Origin of the sequence: Marinobacter alkalisoli, from assembly GCF_045449855.1 — a bacterium.
Taxonomy (GTDB): domain Bacteria; phylum Pseudomonadota; class Gammaproteobacteria; order Pseudomonadales; family Oleiphilaceae; genus Marinobacter.
The window spans coordinates 114530-136283 of the sequence record NZ_JBJJLC010000041.1; the positions used below are offsets into that span (position 1 = coordinate 114530).

General features: G+C 58.9%; 21 protein-coding genes. 9 read left to right on the top strand and 12 right to left on the bottom strand.

Annotation, left to right across the window (positions count from 1 at the left end; translation table 11 throughout):
- From ACJO5Y_RS16180 to ACJO5Y_RS16190, 3 genes are read left to right on the top strand one after another with little or no spacing between them, the layout of a single operon-like run.
- Complete coding sequence (locus tag ACJO5Y_RS16180) at window positions 1-984, top strand: type II secretion system F family protein (protein WP_406988654.1); 984 nt, start codon at window positions 1-3, stop codon at window positions 982-984.
- A gap of 12 nt (window positions 985-996) precedes the next feature.
- Complete coding sequence (locus tag ACJO5Y_RS16185; protein WP_406988656.1) at window positions 997-1956, top strand: type II secretion system F family protein; 960 nt, start codon at window positions 997-999, stop codon at window positions 1954-1956.
- A 29-nt stretch (window positions 1957-1985) separates the two neighbouring features.
- Complete coding sequence (locus tag ACJO5Y_RS16190) at window positions 1986-2966, top strand: tetratricopeptide repeat protein (RefSeq protein WP_406988657.1); 981 nt, start codon at window positions 1986-1988, stop codon at window positions 2964-2966.
- A 58-nt stretch (window positions 2967-3024) separates the two neighbouring features.
- Here ACJO5Y_RS16190 and ACJO5Y_RS16195 read toward each other — a convergent pair whose 3' ends face one another.
- On the bottom strand, window positions 3025-3459 hold the full coding sequence (locus tag ACJO5Y_RS16195) for a DUF7282 domain-containing protein (RefSeq protein ID WP_406988659.1): 435 nt from the start codon (window positions 3457-3459) through the stop codon (window positions 3025-3027).
- Window positions 3460-3600: 141 nt separating this feature from the next.
- Complete coding sequence (locus tag ACJO5Y_RS16200) at window positions 3601-4347, bottom strand: FMN-dependent NADH-azoreductase (RefSeq protein ID WP_406988661.1); 747 nt, start codon at window positions 4345-4347, stop codon at window positions 3601-3603.
- 121 nt (window positions 4348-4468) lie between these two features.
- Here ACJO5Y_RS16200 and ACJO5Y_RS16205 point away from each other — a divergent pair, with 121 nt between their 5' ends.
- Window positions 4469-5386: a LysR substrate-binding domain-containing protein gene (locus ACJO5Y_RS16205; RefSeq protein ID WP_406988662.1), complete on the top strand. Its 918-nt coding sequence runs from the start codon at window positions 4469-4471 to the stop codon at window positions 5384-5386.
- Window positions 5387-5389: 3 nt separating this feature from the next.
- On the opposite strand, the gene ACJO5Y_RS16210 is transcribed toward ACJO5Y_RS16205, so the two are convergent.
- Complete coding sequence (locus ACJO5Y_RS16210) at window positions 5390-6025, bottom strand: glutathione S-transferase family protein (protein ID WP_406988664.1); 636 nt, start codon at window positions 6023-6025, stop codon at window positions 5390-5392.
- A gap of 164 nt (window positions 6026-6189) precedes the next feature.
- Between ACJO5Y_RS16210 and ACJO5Y_RS16215 the strand changes: the two genes are divergently transcribed.
- On the top strand, window positions 6190-7161 hold the full coding sequence (locus ACJO5Y_RS16215; RefSeq protein ID WP_406988665.1) for a helix-turn-helix transcriptional regulator: 972 nt from the start codon (window positions 6190-6192) through the stop codon (window positions 7159-7161).
- On the opposite strand, the gene ACJO5Y_RS16220 is transcribed toward ACJO5Y_RS16215, so the two are convergent.
- The 7 genes from ACJO5Y_RS16220 to ACJO5Y_RS16250 all read right to left on the bottom strand — a co-directional run bounded on the left by ACJO5Y_RS16220 (window position 7158) and on the right by ACJO5Y_RS16250 (window position 14363).
- Window positions 7158-8048, bottom strand: coding sequence for a mechanosensitive ion channel domain-containing protein (locus tag ACJO5Y_RS16220; protein WP_406988667.1), 891 nt, complete (start codon window positions 8046-8048; stop codon window positions 7158-7160). The genes ACJO5Y_RS16215 and ACJO5Y_RS16220 overlap by 4 nt on opposite strands.
- A gap of 123 nt (window positions 8049-8171) precedes the next feature.
- Window positions 8172-8657, bottom strand: coding sequence for a VOC family protein (locus tag ACJO5Y_RS16225; RefSeq protein ID WP_406988669.1), 486 nt, complete (start codon window positions 8655-8657; stop codon window positions 8172-8174).
- Between the two features lie 250 nt (window positions 8658-8907).
- Window positions 8908-9636: a carbonic anhydrase gene (locus ACJO5Y_RS16230; protein ID WP_406988670.1), complete on the bottom strand. Its 729-nt coding sequence runs from the start codon at window positions 9634-9636 to the stop codon at window positions 8908-8910.
- Between the two features lie 75 nt (window positions 9637-9711).
- Entirely contained in the window at window positions 9712-10971 is a 1260-nt protein-coding gene (locus tag ACJO5Y_RS16235) for an ATP-binding protein (RefSeq protein WP_406988671.1), read from the bottom strand.
- Window positions 10961-11644 (bottom strand): response regulator transcription factor, encoded by a 684-nt coding sequence (locus ACJO5Y_RS16240; protein WP_406988673.1) that lies wholly within the window; start codon window positions 11642-11644, stop codon window positions 10961-10963. Before ACJO5Y_RS16240 ends, ACJO5Y_RS16235 begins: the two co-directional genes overlap by 11 nt.
- 123 nt (window positions 11645-11767) lie before the next feature.
- Entirely contained in the window at window positions 11768-12805 is a 1038-nt protein-coding gene (locus tag ACJO5Y_RS16245) for a fatty acid desaturase family protein (protein ID WP_406988674.1), read from the bottom strand.
- Between the two features lie 139 nt (window positions 12806-12944).
- Window positions 12945-14363 carry an AsmA family protein gene (locus tag ACJO5Y_RS16250; protein WP_406988675.1) on the bottom strand — a complete coding sequence of 473 codons (1419 nt, stop codon included), beginning with the start codon at window positions 14361-14363 and terminating at the stop codon, window positions 12945-12947.
- A gap of 212 nt (window positions 14364-14575) precedes the next feature.
- Here ACJO5Y_RS16250 and ACJO5Y_RS16255 point away from each other — a divergent pair, with 212 nt between their 5' ends.
- On the top strand, window positions 14576-15043 hold the full coding sequence (locus tag ACJO5Y_RS16255) for a CopD family protein (protein ID WP_406988677.1): 468 nt from the start codon (window positions 14576-14578) through the stop codon (window positions 15041-15043).
- Between the two features lie 17 nt (window positions 15044-15060).
- Here ACJO5Y_RS16255 and ACJO5Y_RS16260 read toward each other — a convergent pair whose 3' ends face one another.
- Window positions 15061-15585: a DUF2231 domain-containing protein gene (locus tag ACJO5Y_RS16260; protein ID WP_406988678.1), complete on the bottom strand. Its 525-nt coding sequence runs from the start codon at window positions 15583-15585 to the stop codon at window positions 15061-15063.
- On the opposite strand from ACJO5Y_RS16260, the gene coxB reads away from it, so the two are divergent.
- The 3 genes from coxB to ACJO5Y_RS16275 are packed head-to-tail and all read left to right on the top strand — an operon-like array spanning window position 15505 to window position 19722.
- Window positions 15505-16344, top strand: coding sequence for a cytochrome c oxidase subunit II (coxB, locus tag ACJO5Y_RS16265; RefSeq protein WP_406988680.1), 840 nt, complete (start codon window positions 15505-15507; stop codon window positions 16342-16344). The two genes, ACJO5Y_RS16260 and coxB, sit on opposite strands and share 81 nt — an antisense overlap.
- Window positions 16337-18847, top strand: coding sequence for a cytochrome c oxidase subunit I (gene ctaD / locus ACJO5Y_RS16270; protein ID WP_406988681.1), 2511 nt, complete (start codon window positions 16337-16339; stop codon window positions 18845-18847). Before coxB ends, ctaD begins: the two co-directional genes overlap by 8 nt.
- Window positions 18844-19722: a cytochrome c oxidase assembly protein gene (locus ACJO5Y_RS16275; RefSeq protein ID WP_406988682.1), complete on the top strand. Its 879-nt coding sequence runs from the start codon at window positions 18844-18846 to the stop codon at window positions 19720-19722. The genes ctaD and ACJO5Y_RS16275 overlap by 4 nt, the downstream gene beginning before the upstream one ends.
- 19 nt (window positions 19723-19741) lie before the next feature.
- Here the strand turns inward: ACJO5Y_RS16275 and ACJO5Y_RS16280 are convergent, their stop codons facing one another.
- A complete protein-coding gene (locus ACJO5Y_RS16280) occupies window positions 19742-21727 on the bottom strand; it encodes a hypothetical protein (protein WP_406988683.1) in 1986 nt (661 codons plus the stop codon).
- Window positions 21728-21754: the final 27 nt, after the last annotated feature.

Consider the following 21754-nt stretch of genomic DNA (forward strand, 5'->3'; position numbering starts at 1 on the left):
ATGGATGTGTTGGGAGACAAACTCTGGATTTTTATTGCATTGGTCTTCGTGGCCGTATTCCTGCTGTCGCAAGGACTGGTGATTCCGGTATTCGGAGAGAGCCGCGGTGCCCGGAAACGGCTGGGCCAGCGAATGAGACAGATTAGCGAATCGGACGGGGCAGCGGAGCGGGTATCCCTGGTGCGGGAGCAATACCTGCGGGACTTGTCGCCGCTCGAGAAGCGGCTGGAATCCATGGCTTTGCTGCAGCCGTTGGTCACACTGATCGCCCAGAGCGGATACCGTACCCGGGCTTACCGGGTGTTGTTGATGGCAATGCTGCTGGCTGCGTTGGCCGGATTCGTGAGTTATTCGCTGACTGGTATCTGGTGGGCTCCCCTGGCCCTGTCGCCACTCGGGGCCGCTACTCCCTTCCTCTACTTGCGCAGGAAGCGTAGTCAACGTATTGCAAAAATTGAGGAGCAATTACCCGACGTGGTGGACGTGATTATCCGTGCCCTGCGGGCGGGTCATCCGTTTATTGAAGCGATTCGTCTGGTTTCCACTGAAATGCCGAGCCCGGTGAAGGAGGAGTTCCAGGCTACTTTTAACGAGATCAATTATGGAGGCGATGTACGCTTGGCTATGTTTGGTTTGTTACAGCGGGTGCCCAGTGTACTGATCATGGCCTTGATCACTGCTGTGTTGGTGCAACGGGAATCTGGCGGCAACCTGGCGGAGGTACTTGAGAAGATTGCTTCAGTTATTCGTGGCCGATTCCGCTTTCAGCGCAGGGTTCGGACTCTTTCCGCGGAGGGACGGATCTCTGCCTGGGTGCTCACTATGACACCGTTTGTGCTTTTTTTGATGATCATGCTGGTGAATCCGGGTTATATGCCCATGCTCACAGAAAGTACACGGGGTGACGACATTATCCTGATCGCTCTGTTACTGATCGTGCTTGGCGTTTTCTGGATCAAGAAGATCCTCAATATCAAGGTGTAGGAGAAATAAGCCATGGACTACATGATCGGATTGCTCGATAGCCTTCTTCAGGATCGGCAAATGGCGCAACTGGCCTTCGTGATGCTAATGGCCGTTGCTGTTTTTTGTCTGGCTCTTGCAGGCATGTTCCTGATGTCCACCCTGTTCCATCCGGTGCGAAGTCGATTGCATAACGTTGTAGCGCCAGAGGCCGCGGAGGTTGCAAAAGAAAGTCCCTTTACACCCTTTTTCAGATCCATCGCGCCTCATTTTCTGCCCAAGAAAGAAAAGGAGCGTAACAGGACCCAGGAGCGCTTGATCCATGCTGGCTTTCGCAATGACAACGCCTTGGCCAACTTTTACGCCGTAAAGACCCTGCTCATTATAGGTCTGCCGCTGGCGGTGTTTTTCGGCTTACGCTGGGTGCCAGGCCTGACCAACCTGGAAGTTTTGCAGGCGGCGGCTGGTGCGATGCTGGTGGGGGCTATCGGACCGAATTATGTGCTGGGCAAGATGATCGAACGGCGCAAGCGCAAACTGTATAACGGGTTCCCGGATGCTCTTGACCTGTTGGTGGTATGCACCGAAGCGGGATATGGCCTGAAACCGGCCATACAGCGGGTAGCCGATGAACTGGCGGTTGGGCACCCGGAGTTGGCCGAGGAGCTGGCTCTGGTAAACAGTGAGATGCGCGCCGGTGTCGATCGGGTTGATGCGCTCAAGAACCTGGCCGATCGCACCGGGCTGGAGGAAATTGGTGGGCTCGTGGCTCTACTCAGCCAGAGCCTGAGGTTTGGCACCAGCACTGCGGAATCGCTGCGGATCTATTCCGAGGAGTTTCGTGACAAGCGTATGCAAAAGGCAGAGGAAACCGCGGCCACCATCTCCACAAAAATGGTGTTTCCACTGGTGTTGTGCATGTTCCCTGCTTTTTTTGTCGTGGCTATAGGCCCTGCTGTCGTTGGGTTGCTGGACCACTTTCAGGCCTGGTGACAAACACAATAATAATCCGAGGATTGACCATGATGGAACATCAGCAAACTAAAGGAACGCACAAGGATGATCAGGCCACTGACCGGCATGGTATGAGGATGCTGGTGCAGGCGGGCATTGTCATCATTGCACTGGTTCTTGGCGGCTGTGCCAGTAGCCCAGCGGTCAAATCCGGTAATAGCTACAAGCAACTCTACGAAGGCACATCGGAGCTCACTTTCTCCACGCTGATGCCCGTGGAATCGGCAGAGGAGGCTATTGCAAGGGGCGACGCGGCATACCGGCAAGGCAATGTGGATGAGGCGGTGTTTGAATACATCCGCTCTCTGGAGCTGGATCCGGACAACGCCGATACCTTCTATAAAATCGGAGTGATCAACCTTCACAAGGAGGCCAATGGCAAGGCTGGCTCTGCTTTTCGTCTCGCTCTTGAAAAAGACGCCACTCACCCTGGTGCTCTTGAGGGGCTGGGGCTGATGCTGATGAAACAGCGAGAGTACGAACAGGCCCGGTCGATGCTGGAAAAGGCAATTGAAGCCGACAGCAATCGGTGGCAGGCGCTTAACGGACTAGGCATCATGGCGGACCTGAGGGGTGATTTTGCCGATGCCAGGAGCTACTACGACAGGGCCCTGGTGATCTCTCCCCGGAATGCCAAGCTTCACAATAACCTGGGCTATTCCTACTACCTGATCGGCCACTGGAGCCGGGCGGAGAATCAGTACCAGACCGCGCTGAATCTCGAACCCAGGCACGAACGCACATGGCGAAACCTGGGCCAGTTATACACACGACTACAGCGCTACGACGAAGCTCTGGACGCGCTCGCCAAAGTGATGGACGAAGCCGATGCCTGGAACACCATGGGCTATATCCGCATGGCGGAGGGAGACTATCCACAGGCCGAGACGTTTTTTCAGAAAGCAGCCAAGGCATCCCCCAGTTACCACGTCACGTCCAATGAAAACCTGGCGCAGGTACGACGTTTGATCGCGAAGGAAGGGAACTGACTCGCAAGGGTAACAGGCAGGGCCGGTGAATGGCCCTGCCTGCAGAACCATTGAGTGATTACTTCGCGGTGATGGTCTTCATCACCAGCTTGCCATCTTTCTTGACCGGGCCGTCTTCCTTGGCGCCCAGCGTGTATTCGAAGATGCCGGTTTTCATGCCGCCGTCCTCGGCGTGAAGCATCAGCATCAGCATATCGCCAGATGCGACTTCTTCAGTAAGAATCGCGGTTACGTCCTTGTTTTTGCCCATTTTGAGAGGTGCGTGTCCAACAACAGGGCCTGGCTTCATGCTCTCATCGGTACGATGAACCACCAGCCAGCCGTTCTTCTCGGCTACGACTTTCTTGGCGGTAACCGTGCCGTCAGAGACGGATTGATCGTCGCCCCAGACACCAACCTTGGCGTGATCATCAGCCAGTGCGCTCCCGGACATCAGGACACCAGACATAAACGTAGCTGCCAAAAATGCGCCTGTCTTGAAGTGCTTCTTCATCTTGTTCTCCTCGTCATCGGGTTATTTCCCACCACTTCCACTGTTTATTGGGTGGGCGTACCGAGTGATACGGGGAAAGTTCCGGCAAAGATGCATCCGGGTTAAAATTTCTGGTGGCGTGATCAGAGCCAGGCCGGGGTATCAGGCGGTTTCCGACTTCACCTGCTCAGCCAATACATCGTCCAGTTCATTGCTGCCATTGGCTGTTGTCATTTGGAACGTCTCATGCAACCGGGCCACCAGTGCATCCACCCGCCGCTTCGCTTCGGCAACGGAAGCGGCCAGCGCATCACCGCCTTCCTCCTGATTCTCGATGGCAACACTGTGAATGTTGGTGATGCCGATGAATTCGAGCACTGTGGTCAGGCTTGGCTCAAGGTGATTCATATGTGCCAGTTCGCCTCCGGGTTCGAACCCCGTGCCACCGCGGGACGAGAGAATAACCGCATGGCGGGGGCGGTCTGCGAGAAGCGGTGTGAACGGGTCCTCGGGTGTTGAGGGGTCATACGCCACGGTCCGGTCCATGCGAACCACCTGATCAACCCAGGCCTTGAGGGCTGCCGGCATACCGAAGTTATACAGCGGGGCGCCGATGACCAGGACATCCGCTGCGATCAGCTCATCAATCAGCCGGTCACTTTCCGCCAGTGTGTCGGCCATCCAGGACTCCTGCTGCTCTGCTGCCGTGAAGGCGGCCTGTATCCAGGGTTGATCGATGAAGGAGGGCGGTGTGCCGCCGACATCCCGGTAGGTGACGGTGTCTCGGGGGCGTCGGGACTGCCACCGTTCGACGAACCGATGGGTGAGGTTGCGGCTGTGGGAACCGTGTTCATGGGTGCCGGCGCGGCCGGGACGGGCGGAGGCATCGAGTTGCAGGATGTGAGTCATGTCGGGCTCCATTCGGTTGTGAGAAAATTCATCTGTTATTGACAGCGAATTAAGCCTAAATCCATACTCTAGGGCTCACAAACGATCATTTCTTGCTCATACAGCTGAGGTAAATTCATCCATGAGCCCCCGCCGTCTGCCGTCGCTTTCTGCCCTGCGAGCCTTCGAGGCTGCCGCCCGCCATGAGAGCGCGAAGCAGGCCGCACAGGAACTATCTGTAACCGCAACGGCTATCAGTCATCAGATTCGTGGGCTTGAGGAAACGCTCGGTTTGCCCCTGTTTGTTCGCAAGCCGCGACAACTGGTGCTGACGCCTCGGGGGCGGGAGTTGCAGGAGGTACTGGGGGCTGCTTTCGACAACATCGGCAGCGCCATCGAGCGTCTGAAAGCAGTGCCATCACGCCAGGCGGTCACCCTCTCGACCACACCGGCGGTCGCGGTGCGCTGGCTGTTGTCCTGGGTGTGTATGTTGCGGGACACCCATCCGGATATCGATCTGCGTATCCACGCCTCACACGAAGCGGTGGCTCTGGACGGGGTGACGGCGGATCTCGCTATTCGCTACGGGGATGGTCATTGGCCAGGTCTGGTCGCTGAAAAACTGTTTGATAACACGTTCATACCAGCCTGCAGCCCTCATCTTGGACTGACCAGGGCGGAGGACCTGCCAAACCATCCGCTGATTCACTTTCGGCCCCAGCAGGCGTTGATAACACCATTGGATTGGGCAGGCTGGCAGAAGCAGGTGGGGATACCGGGGCTGGATGTCAGTGCCGGGTTGGTGTTTTCCGATGAGACCCACGCCATTTCCGCCGCCTTAGGTGGCCAGGGGGTGGCGTTGATGAGTCGGCCATTGATTGAGGATGAGTTGGCCGAAGGGCGTCTGGTGCAGCCCTTCGGCCCTGAATTGGAAGGTAAACCCTTCTATCTGGTTTACCCGGAAAGTCGTCGGCAGGACCCGACGATACTGGCCATCCGCGACTGGGTACGGAACGTACCAGGCGGTATGTGCACAGTATCGCCAGCGTCAGCTCTCTGACTTTCAGGCCATGGCAACGTTCATCTGTTCGGCCAGTGCATCGTCCAGTTCATTGGCACGTTTGGCTGCCGGCCTGCTTTCCGTACGTTTGATGTAGTCCTGGAAAACCTCGTTCGGCGGGATGTTCTTCTGCATCGTTTCCCACCAGAGGTAACTGCTGACCAGCACATCCGCTGCGGTGAACTGATCGCCGCAGATGTATGGCGTCTGGCCCAGTACTTTCTCCAGGGTATTAATGCTGTCTTCCACGCGGCCGCAGCCGACGGCCTGCACGTTGCTGCTATCGATTTTCCAGCCATAGGCCAGTGCACTGGTGGCCATCTCAAAAGGGCCCGCCATGAAGAACAGCCAGCGGTAGTAGGCGCCGCGTTCGGGGGACTGTGGCGGTGGCGCCAGCTGCTTGTCCGGAAACTGGTCTGCCAGGTAGGCGCAGATCGCCGCCACTTCGGTCACAATGGTGTTGCCGTGTTTGATGGCCGGCACCTTGCCCATGGGGTTAATGGCCAGGTACTCCGGGGTTTTCATGTCCGCCCCGAATTCCATGGTCTCAACCGAGTAGGGAACGCCGACTTCTTCCAGCATCCACCGCACAACGCGCCCGCGAGACATAGGATGGGTGTAAAACGTGAGTTCTGACATGCCGATCTCCATTTCCAGTCAGGGTTTCAAGTAGTGTTCAGAGGTTCCTTAAGTACTGCGAGATCAGATTAGTTTGTAAATAGGTGAGAATCTGTCCTAAATAAGCAGGACAATGCAATTATTTATTCAAATCATCGGAAAACGACGCCAGGAGGAAGGCGATTATGTCTGGTCCTACAACCCGCGTGCTTACCGTGCTGGAATTGTTGCAGACGCACGGCCAGATTGGCGGCGCAGAGCTGGCGGAACGTCTGGGCGTGGACCGGAGGACGATCCGGCGCTACATCGCGGTGCTGGAGGAACTGGGCATCCCGGTAATGACAGAGCAGGGGCGTTATGGCGGTTACCGGTTGGTGGCGGGCTTCAAGTTGCCACCGATGATGTTCACTGAAGAAGAAACCCTGGCGGTATCCCTGGGGCTGTTGGCGGCTCGGCAACTTGGGCTGGCGGATGCAGCGCCGGCCATTGCCAGTGTGCAGGCGAAACTGGAACGGGTGATGCCGGCCAACCTGAAAAAGCGGGTGCGCGGTGTCAGCGATACCACCCGGGTGATCCTGCCCCGGGGTGAACCCAGCCTGGACGATCGCGCCCTGCAAACGCTGACGGCTGCCACGGAAGCGGCGCGGACCGTGGGGTTTACCTATCATTCCCCAGAGCGTGGCGGGCATTCTCCAGAGCGTGGCGGGATGGACCGCAGGGTGGATCCCTACGGCCTGGTGTTTCGCCAGGGGCGCTGGTACCTCACCGGCTTTTGCCATCTGAGGGAAGCCATGCGGTCGTTCAGGCTGGACCGCATCAGCGGCGTTCACCTGTTGCCTGGCACCTTCCGGCGGCCGCCGAACTTTGACGCGGCGGAGTTCCTGAGCGAGAGCTTCCTGTCCTGGGGCCGAACCCATGAGGTGTCACTGTTGCTGCACACAGACCGCGAATCCGCCGCTGCCGTGTTTGAATTCCATTCATCCTGTGCGGATGGATTCGAACAGCGTGAGGACGGGCTACTGCTGACCACCCGAACCGACAGTTTCGAGTGGTTTGCCTGGTGGCTGGCGCAGCTCCCGTTCCGGTTTACCATCCTGAAGCCAGAGGGGCTCAGGGATGCCTTGCGGGCGCACGCCATGCGGTTGCTGGAATGTTAATTCTCCTTTTCCTCGTTTTCGTCATCAGCGGGGAGGTTTTTTTTGCCGGAAAAATCGGTGCTGGCAAAGACCTCTGACAGGATAGCTTGCTCAATGTAACTGCGCTGCCCGGATTTGGCGGGTAGCCTGACGGTGAGGTGGATTTCACTGGCCACCGGGGCCTGGATGGTTACCCTTGGGTCCACGGACGGCACTTCCAGGCCCCGCAAAACGCCAACCTTGTTCATGTGTTTGCGTACCGACTCAAGATAGGGCGCGCAATGACGATTGGCGGCCTCCAGCAGGGCGGTTTGGGCGGTATGCCAGTCGTCCTCCCGTTTAAAGGGCACGGTGAAGATATGGAAATCCCAATGGTCGGTAAAACTCTCGTTGATGACCGGTTCAGATACGAACAACGCGTTGGGTATTACGATCATCCGCCCGGTGCGCTGGTGACCGGTCTTGCCGGGACCAACCTCGAGAATCGTGGTTGCCAGGAGGGTCTGGTCGATGACATCACCGCGAAAATCCTTCACTTGTATACGGTCTCCCAGATTGAAAGAGCCGGCGCCGCTCTTCAGGATCGCGCCGGAAAAACACAGGATCAACTCCTTGGTAGCGACCACAAAGGCGACGGCGATGGCGACGATGGACAGGGCCAGGGATCGGATCTGGTCACCCCAGATCAACGCCAGGCCCAGTATCCCCAAGAGCAGGAAGCCGTTGCGGGAGCTCACCAGCAACCGACCCCGCAACTCGGATGACACAACGTTTCGCCGTATAAAGCGGGCAGTCAGATTCCGCAGGAGGATGATAGCGAACACCAGCAGCCCGGTGCTGACCAACAGCCTCAACATGGAGTCCGGAAACGAAAAATTTTCAGGCACCCAGGCCAAACTTTCGAGCATGCTTAAGCCCCGTTACTTATCAATATGATAGTTCATTGTCGGGGGAAAGCGGGGATGTCACAAGCCGAAAGTTTGACGCCTGGTTGCCAGTTGCGGTCAGCCCCACACGGGTGCTCTGAGGCATCAGCCCCGACGCGCCGCCTCAATGGTCGCTATGTCGATCTTCCCCATCTGCATCATGGCATCGAACGCACGCTTGGCTGCAGCGCGATCAGGGTCGGCTATTGCTTCCGTCAAAGCCAGCGGCGTGATCTGCCAGGACAGGCCCCATTTGTCTCTGCACCAGCCGCATGCGCTCTCTTCGCCGCCGTTGCCAACAATCGCGTTCCAGTAACGATCCGTTTCCTCCTGATCATAGGTGGCAACCTGAAACGAGAACGCTTCACTGTGCTTGAAGGCTGGACCGCCATTGAGCCCCAGGCAGGGAATGCCAAGGACAGTGAACTCTACCGTCAGCACATCGCCCTCAGAGCCGGCTGGATAGTCCCCCGGGGCGCGAAGGACGGCGCCAACCGATGAATCGGGGAAGGTCGCCGCGTAAAACTGTGCTGCCTCTTCGGCATCGCCGTTGAACCAAAGGCAAATGGTATTCTTTGCGTGCTCCATCATGCTAATCCTCCTTCATTGACGTTTGCGTGGGCCTCCAGCGCCGGAACTTTCGCCGCAGGGTTGAGAGAAAGAAAGTCTTGTTGGTGGTGTTCCGTATAATTTCAGCATGTCCAGCTCCTCCGATGTGCAGACGTCGTATTTCTGTGGACTCATGAATGAGTCGCACCGGAGCATGTGAAATCGACGCCGAATCAAAATTTGTTCTCGTGGGCGGTGGCGATGGGCTCCACTTGGTCCGGCGCTACTCCGATTACTCCAACACAGGGCGTGCGTTAACCGCTTGCACGGGGCGATTGTTGGGATGCTGCATCACCTGCAGGAATCGATCAATTTGTTCCTTGGAGGCTGAAATTGGCTGCTTCATCACCAGCCAACGCACGCCCTCGGAGCAAGGTGGTGTGGTCAGCGAACCATTGAAGCGGTAGTAATCATGTTTTGTCGGCAAAATTTCCAGAGGAGATAGGTCTGATGTCAGGGTTTTTGTCTCCCCCTTTTCCGGCATCTGTGCCCACGCCTTTGCAAGCGCCGTGTTTTCCTCACCTTCGGTAACCATAATCGCTACGACAGCAAGGTTGCCATGATCGTCAGCATGTACCAGGTGCCCTTCCATTGGATACGACTTGCCATGTATCTGGTTTTCACTCGGCACGTGGAAGTGGAACTGCTTGAGCTCGAATTCAATGCCGTCAACGGCGATGGAGCTACCTGGCTGCGTGTTTACCTGAACGGTATGGCCGTTGTTCAGGATTTCTGAACTGCCTGCCCCATACTTGAAGAAAACAGGCTTCAACTTGGCGTCGATGAAACCTGTCAGGTTAATGGGCGACTGATTGCTCCCTGCACATGCGCCGTACTCGGGGCTGAGTTTCGCCCAGTTATCAGGCCCTGTGTCGCCAGTATAGTCCCAAGCTGCCCCATTACTGCAGAATGCAAAGCTTGAAAACAACAGCATACCAACTGCAATCAATGCTTTTTTCATGATTTTCCTCTCGAATACCTTGTTTACGGAATCAACAAGATAGTTGGTCGGGCGTTAAGGCCGCGTTAAGGCCTATCAGGAGGACTTAATAGAGGGCACAGCAGGAAATGAGAGAACGAATCGGGTTCCTCCGCCTTCCGGGATTTCCAGGCGGATGTCCCAGCCTATATGATCTGCCACGCGTTTCACGATCGACAGCCCCAGTCCCGCACCTTCGTGGGCCGGCTGGTCATCACCGTGGACGAACCGCTCAAACAATCGTTCGCGCACGTTCATGGGAATGCCCGTGCCGGTGTCTTCAATCACCAGGCAGCCAGCGGCAAGTTGGACATGAATCAAGCCCTGCTCCGTGTGTCGGCAGGCGTTACGTAGCAGGTTACCGATGACGATACTGGCAAGTTCGGGGTGCGCATGGGCCGTTACCTGTTTGGTCCATTCAAGCCTGCATTGAACTTCCTTGCCCTGCAGAAGAGGCCAGCAACGTTCCATTTCCGATTCGATGATGGGATTGAGCACAGTGCGGGGCGCATCAAGGGATTCCGGACCACGTGAAAGCAAGAGCAGCGCACTGACCCGTTGTGCGGTCTCGTCCGCCACACGTCGGATGCGTTCTGCGGTGGCGTATTGCGCGGGCTGCTCTGAAAGTTGCGCAGCCAGCACCTCCGCCGCGCCCAACATGACGGTCAGCGGTGTGCGCAACTCATGGCTGACGTCGCCGGTAAACAACCGCTCGCGTTGCAGGAATCGCTGTAACTCATCGGTGCGCTTGGCGAAGGCGCGTGACAGGACGCCAATTTCATCTTGCGCATTGAGGGAAGGCAGTTTCGTCGGCCCTGCGTTGCGGGAGACGGCATCGGCCAGCGCCGCTACCGGTGCGATCACGCGCCGGGCACTCAAGACGCCGAGCACGGCCGCAAGGAGGACACTTGCAACGAAACCCACTGCCAGAGACACGAGGATGACCCATTCCGTACGCTCGAGTTCGTCTACCTCCTGCACCACGGCATAACGGTTGGTGTCGTGGTCACGCAACAGCGCATGGACATGCCGCCCACCCAATTGCAGCTCATGGAAACCGTCGGGTAGGGGCTGCAGTTTCGCGGGAATTGTGTCATCGATCAGGAAACGCACTTCCGGTGGCGGATCCGGCATATCGCCCTTCTGATGGAACTCGATCAGCCTGTCCGCCATCTTTGCCAGTCGTGCATCAATGACTTGCTCTTCAATAACCTCCACTGAGACATAGGAAACCAGGCTGAAGGCGCCCCCCACTACGACTGCAAGCAGGATGTAAGTGAGCGCGATGCTATGTTTGAGCGAAAACCTAGGTTTCATCAGGCGCGGCCAGTCGATAGCCGGTGCCCGGCAGAGTTAGCAGCATAGGGTATGGGAACGGCTTGTCGAGTGCCTGGCGCAGAGTATGGATATGGGTGCGCAAGGCATCACTGTCCGGAGGGTTGTCGCTCCACACCTCGCGCTCGACCGCTTCGCGCGTCATCAGCGTCGGGGCGGCACGCATCAGTGCGATGAGAATCTTGTAACCCGTCGGCGTCAGGTCGAGAGGCTGTCCGGCGCGTGTGGCTTGGCTGGTGCTGGTATCCAGCCGAAGATCGCCAAAGGTGAGGACCGTTTGCACATGCTCGTTGCGCGCGCGGCGTACCAGTGCCTTCAGACGCGCATCCAGCTCGGGGAGGGAATAGGGTTTAACCAAGTAGTCGTCGGCGCCAATCTCGAATCCAGTCAGCTTGTCGTGCACCGTGTCACGTGCAGTCAGCATCATGATCGGCGTCGCCAGCCGATGCTCTCGGCGGAGTGTCCGGCACACCTCCACGCCATCCATACCCGGCAATGACAGGTCGAGGACAATCGCGTCATGGAACGAATCCGTGGCGCGGGAGACACCGGCATTGCCATTGCGCGCCACGTCCAGTGTATAGCCGAGTGGTTCCAGATATCCGTACAGATTGGCGATGATATCCGGGTTGTCCTCAATAATCAGTACGTGCATGAGTTTTCCGTCTAACGTCCCAAGCGGTATTCGGCACAATCTCCATTGTCTACGATACCCTGGTGCCTTTCCCGCGATTTTTTGGGAATCCGTATTAGACGTTCGTCATAACAAACTGGATGATCAACCGTAGGCCTCCCGATAGGACACCATTCGCTGTTTATCTTCATCCCAAAGGGCGAACCGGAAGCAGTCTGCAATGTCGCGGGGGGCAAGGGTCGTTACTAACGGCGATTGCAGTTCAGGGATGGCCGCCATCACTTCAGGGAGGCGGTAGAAGGGAATTCGAACGTTGAGATGGTGAATATGGTGGTATCCAATATTCCCGGTAAACCACTGCATAACCTTATTCATCCGCATATAACTTGAAGACTCCATGGCTCCCCGGTAATAGGTCCAGGCTTCAGGCGAAGCAATCTGCATGCGCCGGAAACTGTGCTGGGCAAAAAACAGATAGCACCCCATCGCGGAGGCCAGGGTGATCGGCAGCAGGATGACAAAGAACACCAGGCTGAACCCGCCCAGCATCCACACCACGGCGATCAACCCGAAATGACTGATCAGGGCTGTCAGGGAGTCGAGGTGTTTGCGGGGGTTCCTCAGCAGGGGCATGAGCGTAATGTTCAAACCGAAAACAATGGGGTAGCTCAACAGCACCACCAGGGGATTGCGCTGGGCGCGATAGGTAAAGCGCTGCCACGGCGTTGAGTCTCGCCACATACGGGCGGTAATAAGCGGAAAAGCGCCCACACCGGCATCCGAAATCTGGCCCACATGGCCGTGGTGATAATTGTGGCTGGCGAGCCAGGAGCGTGTTGGCGTCAGCATCAGAGCGCCGAAGGCATGGAAGAGCCAGTAGGCAACCCGCGAGTTGTTGAGAATGGCGCGGTGCAGGTAGTCGTGAAAGGTGATGAAGGCCCGCACGATCAGCAGGGCACCCAATACTGAAAACACCAGTCTGAGGGGCCACCACGGGATCATCCCGGCGGCTGTCAGTGCGGCGATCATCAACACAAAGGTGGAGCCGACGTGCCACCAGCTTGTTGCAGTAGACTCTTCAATGTAAGGTCTCGTGGCCTCGAGCAGCTCCCGGCCTACCCGGATGCCTTCGCTGTGTTCCGGCAAGCTGTCGTCCGATACCTGGACATTATCCTGACGCATGGTCCGTCCCTCCTTGCCTATAAAATTAGATCTTTTGGCAGGTGATTTCCATCGGCAGGGACGATGCTAATAATCGCGATTCCAAGGATCGGGCTATCCGGCTCAACAGTGCCTGGCTTTCGCATAAAAACCTCCATGTTCAGGGATGCGGCATCGATCCAGTGTAAAAGGTGTCGCAGTCGCTATTGGTAATCGCCCGCACTCCGCGCTGGATCAGGTCGAGCATCGGGCCCGTCACAGCGACCAGAACGTTGGGTTTCTCGATCTCGGGTTCGCGGAACGGGCCGCTGATCTCTTGCTCAACAACCGCGCAGCCCTCTGAGTCGATTACGGCTACCCGCAGGTTCTTGAAGCTGTAGTTGCCGAAATCCAGGGCTCCGGTCAGGGCCAGGCGGTTTTTCGGGGTGCGGAAGGCAACGTCTCGCGCTTGCGCCACGCCGTCTTCAATAGCCCACTCCGAAACCATCTGATCAATGGTTGTGCTGCCTTCGCTGCCTTCGAGTAAACCGGTAAACGCATAGCCGCGCGTTACGGCAAGACCTACGGGCCCGGCAAGGAATACCGCACCAACATCAATCAGGTTGAAGCGTTGGGTTTCGGCGTAATCCTCCAGTTCCTCATCCAGGTCATACCCATCAAAGGTAAGTTCCCCGGAGCTCAGACTGAACGTGCCCGTGGCGCTCTGTCGGAATTCCAGCCAGTTGCTGCCTTGGGCATTCAGGGCCAGATCGAGATCAAGGTTGCCAGCGGCGACTTGATCCGGATTCAGCATGTTCATGAACGCACCGAAATCGAATGCAGCAAGCCTGTTTTCAAGGCTAAGAGCGGGTGTTCGGGACGAAAGGTCGGCTTCGATTCGCCCCGAGAGCGTTCCTCCGAAAGCAATTGCGCTAATGGGCTCCAGTTCGAAAAGGCCGTTGTCGCCACGGATCTCCACCGACAATTCGGAAACCTTGAGCCGGTCCTGGCTGAGCGAGCCGCATTGCATCCGGCCCTCGGCAGCGAGGCTCTCAAGCACTTGCTCCAGCGTGCCACCGTTATGGCGGATAGTGTGCAGATCCAGATTGCATTGCTCCATCAGCCATTTCTTTTCCGTGGCCTGATCAAGGTAGGTAAGTCGGGCATCGGACACCCGCAACCTTTGCAACGACAGTTTGTCGAGCTCCCCCGGTTCGGGCTCGTAAATGTTGAACACACCCGAGCTGGAGCGCTGGACCACCAGTTCCGGTCGCTTTATGTGGAGGTCAATCGGGTGTACGTCACCGGTCAGCAGGCTGATGGTGTCAAGCCCCACACTGACGCTTTCGGCAGTGGCCACTACCTGTCCCTGTCTGCTTACTTCGAGATCTGCGATTGTGACGTTCGGTCCCTGCAGCAGGCCGAAATGCAGTGGCTGACCGACCTGCACATCCATGTTCAGGGTTTCGCTGAGCCCGCCCTCAAGCCGTTTCTTGACCTGGTCAGTATCAACCATTAACCAGGCCACCAGGGCGGCTGCGATGAGCAGGGCTGCCAGCACCGAGACAACCAGAACCGCCGTTCGTATTGGTGTTGTCATCACTCCGCCGACCATAGTAGAGCCTCGTCCACAATTCCCTTTCTCAACGAGCATAGCGCTTTTTTATAGCGGTGCCCATGTGGCGCAGCAAAGTGAGCGCCTACTTTATTGGGGAAGGTTTTATTCGCCACCGAACAGCAATAGGGGACGCACCTTCAATTAACTCCTATACTGGGCTGCACAGGCAGGTAGCAATGGAGGGCTGTCGCCGAATGCTCGGATTTCTGGTGTTACACATGGCCGCTCTGTTGCTCTGGGCGGTGACATTACTGTATCTGTCCACGCTGATTGTCGGCCGCCACTGTGGGCAGCTCAATCTGTATGAATTCCCTGCCGAAGAAGACTCCCTGGCCCGTCGGCTGTTTACGCTGGTGGCCACGCCGGCCGCCCTGGCCGCTATTGTTTTCGGTACCCTTGTCTTTGTACTCAATCGCACCACCGCTTTCTGGCTGATTGCCAAGCTGACATTAGTGGCGGCTCTGGTGATGTGCCATGTCCTGACGGGCCTGCTGATATTGCGCTGTGAGGCCGGGCGGGTTCATCATCCTCGCCGCTGGAGCGCTGCGCTGTTGACGTTGGAGATACTGCTGATGGGTGCTGTTCTCTGGCTGGTGCTGGCCAAGCCAGGCGCGCCTGAGTGGCTTGAAACACAGTCAGATCGGTGGGAGGTGCAGCCGTGATGCTGGTGTATAGCGGATTAGTCTTCGCGCGAAGGCCAGGATTTTTTCGCTTCATGGTCGGTGTCTACACCCACCGCAAACTCGTACACCAGACGCCCGCCGAGCACACCGGTTATGGTAATCAGCGCGCCGCAAAAAAGGGAAAGGTACAGTCCCCAGGGCCATATCTGGGCGGCTGGTTCCCCCACACGCAGCAGCCAGTTGAGAGTGGCCAGCGACAACAGCATCACGGCAAAAATGGCGTGGCACCAGGCGGCGATCAGGCGGCGGATGCGCGGCACGCTCACCAGATCCACCAGCCCGGCGGTGCCGGAAACCCAGCCACCCAGCGCACCTACCCCGGTGAGCCAGAGTCCGGCCCGGGCCCAAAAGTCGTCCGCGGTGAACACATAAGCCAGGTCTGTGGCGATCACGCTCATCAGGGCCGCCACCGGAAAATGAATCAGCATGGGGTGCAGCGGATGGCCGAGTATCGCCATCCGGCTGAATATCGGCTGGGCTTTGTGGGTCGGTATCAGTCGCGCGCGAATTTCCGGTCTCATGCACTGCCTCCAAAAATTGGATGTCAGGCATCCTTTGGCAGCAATGCGTCCTTCCCCCAAAGCCTAGCAGGCTGGGGCGCAGTTATCACCTTAGCACCGCTGATAGCCGGCTGCAGCGGGCCCTTTTCTACCCTGGATCCCGCCGGTCCCTCGGCCACTTACGCCGTTTGGTTATGGTGGGGGATGGCCATTTTTTTCACCTTGGTGCTGGCCGCTGTTGTCGGGCTGTGGTTATACGCCCTGCGCAGGCCGCCCCAGCAGTGGAGCGAGCGCCAGCAGCAAAAAGTAGGGCGCTGGTGCCTGCTCGGGGGCGGTTTGGCGCTGCCGCTGGGCAGTATTGCGGTGATACTGGCCTTTGGCATTCCCCTGGGCCACCGAATGCTGCCGCTGCCGCCACCCGGGGGCAAGGCGGTACAGATTGAGGTGACAGGTCACCAGTGGTGGTGGCAGGTGCATTATCCGGGCACCGATATCGAGTTGCGCAACCGGGTGTATATTCCAGCCGGGACACCTGTGGATATCCAACTGACCAGCGAGGATGTGGTGCATTCCTTTTGGGTGCCGCGCCTGGGCGGCAAGATGGACCTGATACCGGGACACACCAACACGCTGCGTTTATACGCCGACGAGCCGGGTGAGTACCGTGGCCAGTGCGTCGAATTCTGCGGTACCGGCCACGCACACATGCAGTTTGTGGTGACGGCACTGCCGCCCGGCGACTTTGCCCGCTGGCTGGGGGAGACAAAAACCAATGAGTGATGAGCCGCAGGGCAACTTGCAGCAGTCCATGGCGGCCATCTGGGCCAACCGGACCGGCTGGGGAGCACTGACGACGGTCAACCACACCACGGTGGGGCTGCGTTTTATGCTTACCGGGTTGTTTTTCTTTTTGGTGGGTGGGCTTTTGGCAATGTTGCTGCGCACGCAGCTGGCCCTGCCGGAACAACAGATCATCGCCCCGGAGCTGTACAACCAGCTATTCACCATGCACGGCACGGTGATGATGTTCCTGTTTGCTATCCCGGTGCTGGAGGGGGTGGCCATCTACCTGACGCCAAAGATGATCGGCACCCGGGATTTGGTGTACCCGCGCATGACCGCTCTGGGCTATTACTGCTACCTGTTTGGCGGGCTGATCATTCTCTCCAGCCTGTTGCTGGGTGTGGCGCCGGACGCGGGCTGGTTTATGTACACGCCGCTGAGCAGCGCCGAGTTTTCACCGGGGCCGGGCTCGGATTTCTGGCTGCTGGGCATTACCTTTGTAGAGATTTCCGCCATGGCAGCGGGCATCGAACTGACGGTGTCGATCCTGCGCACCCGCGCACCGGGCATGGCGCTGCTTCAGATGCCGATCTTCGCCTGGTACATACTGGCCATGGCGCTGATGATCGTGTTCGGTTTTCCGCCGCTGATTCTCGCCAGCATCCTGCTGGAGCTGGAACGCGCTGCCGGCATGCCCTTTTTCGCTGTGGCCGGCGGCGGTGACCCGCTGCTCTGGCAGCACTTGTTCTGGCTATTTGGTCACCCGGAGGTGTATATCATTTTCCTGCCGGCGGCGGGGATTGTCTCCACCTTGCTGCCGGTGTTTGCCCAGCGCCCACTGGTGGGCTATCGCTGGATCGTACTGTCGATTATAACCACCGGCTTTATCAGCTTCGGCCTCTGGGTGCACCACATGTTCACCGTCGGTATTCCCCAGTTGGCGTTGGCGTTTTTCTCGGTGTCCAGCATGCTGGTGGCGGTGCCCACCGCGGTGCAGATGTTTGCCTGGCTGGCCACACTCTGGACCGGGCGGGTGGTCTACCGCCTGCCCATGCTCTGGCTGCTGGGTTTTCTGGTGGTGTTTGTCTGCGGTGGGCTCACCGGGGTGATGCTGGCGCTGGTGCCCTTCAACTGGCAGGTGCATGACACCCACTTTGTAGTGGCGCACATGCACTATGTGCTGGTGGGTGGCATGTTCTTCCCGCTGGTGGCGGGGCTCTATTACTGGCTGCCGCACCTGTCCGGGCGCATGGCGTCCGAGAGCCTCGGGCGCTGGGGTTTCTGGCTGACTTTTATCGGTTTCAACGCCACCTTTTTGCTGATGCACCTGACCGGCCTGCTGGGCATGCCGCGGCGCATCTACACCTACGAGGCCGGGTTGGGCTGGGACTGGCTGAACCTGCTCTCTTCCATCGGCAGTTTTGTCATGGCCGCGGGGATCGCGGCCATCATCCTGGATGTGACCCTGCACTTTTTTGTGGGTCGGCGCGCACCGAAAAACCCCTGGCAGGCCGACACCCTGGAGTGGGCCACCGCCACACCGCCGGACAACTTCAACTTCCTCAGCCTGCCGCCGGTGACCAGTCGCCATCCCCTGTGGGAGCAACCGCAACTACCCGAGCGGATCGCCCGGGGGGAGTTCGGTCTCACCGATACCCACCACGGCAAGCGCGAGATCTACGGCACCGACGCCATTACCGGCAAACTGCGGGAAATCATTTTGGTGCCGTCCAACTCCTGGCGGCCACTACAGGCATCGCTTGCGCTGGCGCTGGTGTGCGTCAGCCTGCTGCTGCGTCTCTACCCGCTGGCGCTGGCGGGCTCTGCGCTGGCGGCTTTCTTTATGCTGCGCTGGAGCTGGGAAAACGGCGCCCACCCCAAAGCCGCGCCACCGGACAACCACGAGCCACAGGACCTGCGCTGGCACTCGCGCACGTTTGACGGCCCCGGCCTCTGGGGTATGGTGGTAACACTGATGGCCAACGGCACCTTCTATATATCGCTGCTTTTTGGCTGGTTCTACCTCTGGATCGTGGCTGAGCACTGGTCACTGCCCGAGCAGAGCCCTCTGGCCTTTTGGCCGCTATTCGCCTGCGGGGTGTTGCTGAGCCTCGCCGTATTGCGCTACGGCCGCCTGATACGGCACCTGCGACGGCGCGACGACCGGCACCTGGCCGCTGGCCTCTGGCAGACTGCGGCGCTGGGGCTGGCCCATTGGCTGTTGCTGGTCTGGGTGCTGGTGACTGCGCCGCTGGCGGCAACCGAAACCTCCCACGACGCCTTGCTGCTGGTGATGTTGTTCTACCTGCTGTTTCACAGCGGCCTGGGCACCTTGATTACCGCACTGCAGGCGCTGCGGGTGCGCCTCGGTTATGTGAACGCCGCTCACCCCTACGAGCCCATGGTGGCTTGGCCCTTCTGGCTCTACACCCTGGGCATTTTCTGGCTGAGTCTGGCGGCCTTTGTGCTGTTGCCCCTGGGCTGGGGGCCGTTGTCATGACTCGTCGGCACCGGGGTGCATCTGGTCTTGGCCCTGGCCACGTTGGCCGTGGGTCTGCCGGCGCTGGTATTCCCACAGTGCATCTGGCTCTCTGGTCCGGACTGGGGCTGGTGCTTTTGAGCCCCTCCGCTGTCGCCCACAACCCGCTAACCAACAGCGGCGCCGAGCAGTGGGCCGCCTGGTCCAGCGCACTGGTGCTGGGTGTTTTTTGGCTGTGTTATCTCTGGGGTGGGCGGCGCGACCCCGCCTCCTGGCCCAGGATGCTGTGTTTTCATGCCACGACGGGGCTGGCCGTGTTGGCCCTGCTGGGGCCGCTGGATTACTGGGCAGAAACCAGCACGGCGGCACACATGGTGCAGCATATGTTGCTGATGGTGGTGATCGCACCCCTGTGGGTGCTGTGTCGGCCCCTGCCGCAATTGGCTGCTGCCAGTGGGCGCATTGCCGCCAGGTCAGGGTACTCCCTGCTGCGCCTGAGCGCCCATCCGGTAATCTGTGCCTACCTGCACGGGCTGGTCATCTGGTTTTGGCACCTGCCTTATTTCTACATGCTGGCGGTGGACGATCCCTGGTGGCACATCGTTGAGCACGCCGGCTTTCTACTCACCGCCGGCCTCTTCTGGTGGTCCGTGCTCAATGCCAGTTTGCGCCGCGCGCCCTGGGCGCTCTTTGCCCTGCTGTTCACCCTGATACACACGGGGTTTCTCGGCGCGCTGCTGACCTTTGCCCGCGACCCCCTCTACGGCGAGGCTCGCGATCTGGTGGACCAGCAACTGGCGGGACTGATCATGTGGGTGCTGGGCGCCATTCCCTACATCACCGCCTCCGCCTGGCTGGGCCACCGCTGGCACCGGCAGATGATGCGGCGCGCCTGAAGGCGCGATGCCGTTGGCCTCAGCGTGGTGATTTCTCAGACGATGCCGCCCAGCTGGTGTAGCCAAGCTCCATAATACGGGTAACTTCGGCATCTGGTACTGCCGACAGGTCACCCAGCTCCAGGGGGTCGTAATGGAATGCGTATAGGCGAGAGGTAAACTCGGCAATGGGCAGGGAGGCTTCGCCGCAAAATTCGCCGTGGCCCTGGGTGGAGCAGGTAATTCCCTGGCCCCAGTCCTGGCCGCTGTCGTTGTTGGGGTTGAAGAAGTAGACCCGCATCTGGTCCTGGGGGCTGAGCCCGACTCTCAGGATGTTGATGGCGTGGCGGCCTACGTAACGGGCAGCACCGTCCGTTACGGCAATGCCGGCCGGCTGGGCGTGGATCACTGGCATGTTCCCGTTGTAGAAGGGGTGGTAGCTGGCATAGAAGTGCCGGATGAAGCCTTCGTAGTCGCGCACCTCGCCAGTGTGGATATCGGCCACGACACGGAACCCCTGGCTGACCCACCAGCCATAGAATTCCGGGTTGATCCAGCGGTGGGCATCGTCATCCCGGTTTTCACAACGGCGCCACATTTCGCCGTAGATGCGATCCAGATGGGGGATAAGGATCAGCGAGACCGGGTCCACATCGACCGGCGTTCCGTCCACCAGCCCGGGCTCCAGATCTCTGGAAGAGACGTTCTGGCCCTCGAAGCGGCTCAGCACTTCGTTGTCCCGGGCCGCCCAGGCCAGTACTTGAAGCAGGTAATCGGCCTCGTTGGACGCCCACATCGACAGACCGATCGCAGACTGGCAGGTGGGGTTGTTGCCCTGGCCCACACCCAGCGGCTGCCCCAAAAGATTGATGACACCGGCCAGCAGGAATACCCGGGGCGGCCGGGCATTGCCAAAGACATCTTGCAGGGTGTGTGCGGTCTCCACTGACAGGTGGAGTTTGATTTGCCGCCACAGGGCCTGGGCCACGGAGGGCGTAAACAGTGAACCCCGCTCCAGCATCATGGTAAGGCCATAAACGGCCTGGCAGGTTTCCGGGTATATGGCCTCGTCAATTAGGGCATGGACCAGTTCAGTGTAGCAGTAGAGATCGTCCAGGCCGGTCATGGTCAGCCCCAGTGTGTCGGGTACCAGATCGTCCTGGTCACTGTCGCGCAGGAACCTCAGCATAACCGCGTGGTAAGGGGAGGCCAGACCGGTGTCGTGCATGCTGCGGGCAAAGCACGTGGCTTCGGAAGATAGTTCTGCGTCGTCCATCTCCGATAGCCGCTGCTCATAGATCTGCAGGCCCGGGTCTTCGGCGCTGGCTGGTGTGGGCGCAAACAGGGCGTTGACCAGGCGGGTTGCGGCGGCGGTGCCGGTGGTTTTTATCTTGGGGTCATAAAGGCACTTGGCGATCTGATCGATCATCTCGCAGATGCTGTCAACCTGCACCGGTCCCTGGTCCAGCAAACGCCAGACTTCCTCCACCAGGCTGTCCAGCAGGCTCTCATAGCCAAGATGGGAAATCAGATATCGGTAGAGTTCCTGGACGATTATCCCGAGTTGTTTCGGGCGTTCCCGGTCGGCTTCCGTGAGTTGGCCAGACAGCAGATCCAGGTTCAACGCCATAACCTGGGTCAGGAAATGGCGAGCCTGTTCCGCAGAAATGCCGGGATGGAAGTAATCACCCAGGGTGACTGCGAGCATCCGTAGCTCGCTGATGGCCTCTACGACGGTCGTAACGGCCCCGGCCTCGCGCAGGGAGTGCTTGGCCAGTGCCGGCTGCAGGATGGCCGGCTGCGCCCAGTCGCTGGCGCCGAAGATGCCAGCGGATTCCAGCGAGCGTACCCGCCGGTACAGGGCGTCAAAGCCGCCCGGCTGTGTCATCAGCATTCGCGCGCGCTCCAGCAGTTCAAGGCTGGAGGCCCTGGGATCGGCCAGACGGGCGCGGGCGAAGTCCGCTAGCGCCTCATCAAACTGTCTCAATGCCAGCTCGAGCGCAGGGTCGGCGTTTTGGCGCTCCATAGCTTTGACTCCCTGTCCAGGTTTCCG

Coding starts and splice junctions, on each gene's coding strand:
- ACJO5Y_RS16245 (WP_406988674.1), bottom strand. CDS start 12,805: ATGCGTCAGGATAATGTCCAGGTATCGGACGACAGCTTGCCGGAACAC.
- ACJO5Y_RS16205 (WP_406988662.1), top strand. CDS start 4,469: ATGAGCCCCCGCCGTCTGCCGTCGCTTTCTGCCCTGCGAGCCTTCGAG.
- coxB (WP_406988680.1), top strand. CDS start 15,505: ATGGCCGAGTATCGCCATCCGGCTGAATATCGGCTGGGCTTTGTGGGT.
- ACJO5Y_RS16240 (WP_406988673.1), bottom strand. CDS start 11,644: ATGCACGTACTGATTATTGAGGACAACCCGGATATCATCGCCAATCTG.
- ACJO5Y_RS16210 (WP_406988664.1), bottom strand. CDS start 6,025: ATGTCAGAACTCACGTTTTACACCCATCCTATGTCTCGCGGGCGCGTT.
- ACJO5Y_RS16200 (WP_406988661.1), bottom strand. CDS start 4,347: ATGACTCACATCCTGCAACTCGATGCCTCCGCCCGTCCCGGCCGCGCC.
- ACJO5Y_RS16235 (WP_406988671.1), bottom strand. CDS start 10,971: ATGAAACCTAGGTTTTCGCTCAAACATAGCATCGCGCTCACTTACATC.
- ACJO5Y_RS16260 (WP_406988678.1), bottom strand. CDS start 15,585: ATGAGACCGGAAATTCGCGCGCGACTGATACCGACCCACAAAGCCCAG.
- ACJO5Y_RS16220 (WP_406988667.1), bottom strand. CDS start 8,048: ATGCTCGAAAGTTTGGCCTGGGTGCCTGAAAATTTTTCGTTTCCGGAC.
- ACJO5Y_RS16190 (WP_406988657.1), top strand. CDS start 1,986: ATGATGGAACATCAGCAAACTAAAGGAACGCACAAGGATGATCAGGCC.
- ACJO5Y_RS16280 (WP_406988683.1), bottom strand. CDS start 21,727: ATGGAGCGCCAAAACGCCGACCCTGCGCTCGAGCTGGCATTGAGACAG.
- ctaD (WP_406988681.1), top strand. CDS start 16,337: ATGAGTGATGAGCCGCAGGGCAACTTGCAGCAGTCCATGGCGGCCATC.
- ACJO5Y_RS16275 (WP_406988682.1), top strand. CDS start 18,844: ATGACTCGTCGGCACCGGGGTGCATCTGGTCTTGGCCCTGGCCACGTT.
- ACJO5Y_RS16255 (WP_406988677.1), top strand. CDS start 14,576: ATGCTCGGATTTCTGGTGTTACACATGGCCGCTCTGTTGCTCTGGGCG.
- ACJO5Y_RS16195 (WP_406988659.1), bottom strand. CDS start 3,459: ATGAAGAAGCACTTCAAGACAGGCGCATTTTTGGCAGCTACGTTTATG.
- ACJO5Y_RS16225 (WP_406988669.1), bottom strand. CDS start 8,657: ATGATGGAGCACGCAAAGAATACCATTTGCCTTTGGTTCAACGGCGAT.
- ACJO5Y_RS16215 (WP_406988665.1), top strand. CDS start 6,190: ATGTCTGGTCCTACAACCCGCGTGCTTACCGTGCTGGAATTGTTGCAG.
- ACJO5Y_RS16230 (WP_406988670.1), bottom strand. CDS start 9,636: ATGAAAAAAGCATTGATTGCAGTTGGTATGCTGTTGTTTTCAAGCTTT.
- ACJO5Y_RS16250 (WP_406988675.1), bottom strand. CDS start 14,363: ATGACAACACCAATACGAACGGCGGTTCTGGTTGTCTCGGTGCTGGCA.
- ACJO5Y_RS16180 (WP_406988654.1), top strand. CDS start 1: ATGGATGTGTTGGGAGACAAACTCTGGATTTTTATTGCATTGGTCTTC.
- ACJO5Y_RS16185 (WP_406988656.1), top strand. CDS start 997: ATGGACTACATGATCGGATTGCTCGATAGCCTTCTTCAGGATCGGCAA.